Annotated in this window: 3 protein-coding genes; 1 reads left to right on the top strand and 2 read right to left on the bottom strand. The window is 58.2% G+C overall.

Going from position 1 to position 2,331, the window contains the following annotated elements; genetic code table 11:
• A partial coding sequence (gene ssb, locus ABD892_RS00725) for a single-stranded DNA-binding protein (RefSeq protein ID WP_345192821.1) occupies nt 1–336 on the top strand: 336 nt, incomplete at its 5' end.
• A 5-nt stretch (nt 337–341) separates the two neighbouring features.
• On the opposite strand, the gene ABD892_RS00730 is transcribed toward ssb, so the two are convergent.
• Complete coding sequence (locus ABD892_RS00730) at nt 342–1,622, bottom strand: Y-family DNA polymerase (protein WP_345192823.1); 1,281 nt, start codon at nt 1,620–1,622, stop codon at nt 342–344.
• The gene (locus ABD892_RS00735) at nt 1,619–2,041 is read right to left on the bottom strand and encodes a LexA family protein (protein WP_345192825.1); all 423 of its coding nucleotides are present in this window, start codon (nt 2,039–2,041) and stop codon (nt 1,619–1,621) included. The genes ABD892_RS00730 and ABD892_RS00735 overlap by 4 nt, the downstream gene beginning before the upstream one ends.
• Nucleotides 2,042–2,331 lie beyond the last annotated feature (290 nt).

Raw genomic sequence — 2,331 nt, forward strand, 5'->3', positions numbered from 1 at the left:
CTGCGCAAAGGGTCGAAGGTTTACATCGAAGGCAAGCTGCAAACCCGTAAATGGCAGGATCAACAGGGGACAGACCGTTATACTACGGAAATTGTGGTCGACGGCTTCAGCGGCCAGATGCAGATGCTCGATAGCCGGTCGGATGCCATGAACACCCATCACGCCCCTGCCACCTCCCCAACACCTGCGTCTTCTCCCACTGCCGGTAATCCTCCAGCAGTTGCACCCTCAGCACCTTCATCGACCGGCGATCCAGATGAAAACAATACACCGGTCAAAAAAGAGAAGGATGCACCCGCCAGCTTTGACTCGTTTGATGACGACATCCCGTTCTGAAAACCCTAGCGACCGGCACCGACTTTCATCACATCTTCCCAACACGTGGTATAGCGCGGGCTCAGCAGCTTCCGCGCCATATGCCACGGTCTTTCCGTTAATCCTGCTGCTGCCGGTTTCAGGGTCCGTTTCCCGTAGCGGCGGTTGATGGCGTCCACCACCTGCATCATGGCCGGCATTTCCGGTAGCACCTGTGCGCTCCAGAGGTCAGCCTGGAAACCGGCACCGTCACAGAGATCCACCAACATAAACCCCGCCTTGCGATACCCGAACCCTTCCCGATAGATTTTCTCCAGCCCCGGTCTTATTAGTTGCAGCCAGCGACGTGTGTCGCAGGTGGGCTCCGGCAGACTGAGGGACAGGTTGGCGTTGTACTGCGGCGCGTCCCGGAATGGATCGGTGCGGATCAGAATCATCGCCTCCCGGGCAAACTTGCCCTGTGTCCGCAGCTTTTCACAGGCGCGGGAGGCGAAACTCACCAGTGCCGCATGCAGGTCATCAAAGGCGGTGACCGCCTGTCCGAAACTGCGCGAGCAGATAATCTGGTGCTTGTTGCCGGTGGTTTCCTCTTCCCAGGGTATGCAGGACTCGCCCTGAAGCTCACAGACGGTGCGCTCCAGCACGATTGAAAACGTCTTGCGTATCCATGCTGGCTTACAGCGGCTGAGCGCTCCCGCCGTTCTGATACCCTGCTGCTCCAGCCGTTTGGCAATCCGGTTGCCGACGCCCCAGACCTCCTGCACCGGTGTGATATCCATCAATCGTTGTTGACGTACAGGGTCGGTAAGATCCACCACACCACCGGTGGCCGGGTAATGCTTGGCGGCATAGTTCGCCAGCTTGGCAAGAGTCTTGGTGGTGGAGATGCCAACACCGATAGGTAAGCCTGTCCACTGCTGCACCCGCTGTTTGATGTCAGCGCCAATGCCCTGAAGCTGGTCTGCCGGAAAACCCGCCAGATCCACAAACGCCTCATCAATGGAGTACACCTCCACCTTCGGGCTGAACTGCTCCAGCACGGTCATGAACCGTGACGACATATCCCCGTACAGCGCATAGTTGGAGCTGCGAAGGTCAATCACGCCCTGCTCCAGCCAATCCCGCACCTTGAACGCCGGTGTGCCCATGGCCACGCCGAGGGCTTTCAGCTCCGGGGTTCGGGCGACAATACAGCCGTCGTTATTGCTGAGAACACCCAGTGGCCTGCCAATCAGGGTCGGATCAAAGACCCGCTCACAGGAGCAGTAGAAACTGTTGGCGTCGCAGAGGGCTATGACCGGTTTCATCGCAGGGGATGAATCACATGGATAACCACACCCCAGACATCCAGCGTGGCGTCGCCGTCCAGGGCAATAGGTGAATAGTCGGTGTTTTCGGAGTGGAGCGCCACACGGCCATGCCTCCGGTACAACCGCTTGACCAGCAGTTCACCGTCCAGCAGGGCGATGATAATGTCGCCGTCCCGGGCGGTCAGGGCACGGTCGATGATCAGCAGGTCGCCGTCATGGATACCGGCTCCCAGCATGGAGTCCCCCTGCGCCCGGGCAAAAAAGGTGGCCGCCGGATGCTCAACCAGCAGCTGGTCCAGGAATAGGCGATCTTCCAGGTAATCCGCCGCCGGGCTGGGAAACCCGCAGGCCGCCGGGCAGGCATAATAGGGGTGTTGGGCTGAGGTGGCCGCTACCTTGACCAGAGGTGGCTTCATTGTCGAAAGCATCCATACCTGTATTTATATCCAGTATAGTTATCTGGCGGGATGATTCTGTCAATACGGGCCATTGCCGTTTGTGGGTTGACCGAGGTACCCAAGTACCGGAATACTGCTCCCCCAAGGAAGCAACATGATGGAGAGGAATCCCTGGTGTCCCTAACAGTCTGTGATGAGTGCAATCATGTCATATCCACGAAGGCAGAATTCTGTTTAGGGTGTGGCAACCCCATCCGGGGTGACAGGGAACGAAAAAAAGCCCGATGGCTGAAATGGCAGATGCTGAT

The sequence above is a fragment of the Kistimonas scapharcae genome, from assembly GCF_039540975.1.
Lineage (GTDB): Bacteria > Pseudomonadota > Gammaproteobacteria > Pseudomonadales > Endozoicomonadaceae > Kistimonas > Kistimonas scapharcae.

What these genes read in the sequence shown, in the direction of transcription:
- ABD892_RS00730 (WP_345192823.1), bottom strand. Translation starts at nt 1,622, where the DNA reads ATGAAACCGGTCATAGCCCTCTGCGACGCCAACAGTTTCTACTGCTCC.
- ABD892_RS00735 (WP_345192825.1), bottom strand. Translation starts at nt 2,041, where the DNA reads ATGAAGCCACCTCTGGTCAAGGTAGCGGCCACCTCAGCCCAACACCCC.